Raw genomic sequence first — 247 nt, forward strand, 5'->3', positions numbered from 1 at the left:
GGGCGAGGGTGGTCAGGCCGTTGATCAGACTGTTGGCCAGCGGATAGTTGCGGGCCTGCGCGGCAAGCTTGGTGCGCTCCCAGCGTTTCTGCTCGGTGAGCTGGCCATCGGCGGCCCAGATGCCGAACAACGCGTCACACGCAGCCGGTTGCGATTTGCCGGTCAGCCAGAGTTTTTCCGCGTTGGCATAGCCTTCAGCCTTCTTGTCGTGGCTGATTTGGTACTGCGCGTTGAGGCAGTCGAGCTC

The 247-nt window shown here is 62.8% G+C and carries 1 pseudogene; it reads right to left on the bottom strand.

Annotation, left to right across the window (positions count from 1 at the left end):
* Nucleotides 1–247 (bottom strand): annotated as a pseudogene (locus AAEY83_RS17555) (hypothetical protein); the annotation flags it as partial.

The organism is Psychrobacter sp. TB20-MNA-CIBAN-0197 (genome assembly GCF_040309765.1).
In the GTDB taxonomy this organism is placed as follows: Bacteria; Pseudomonadota; Gammaproteobacteria; order Pseudomonadales; family Moraxellaceae; genus Psychrobacter; species Psychrobacter submarinus.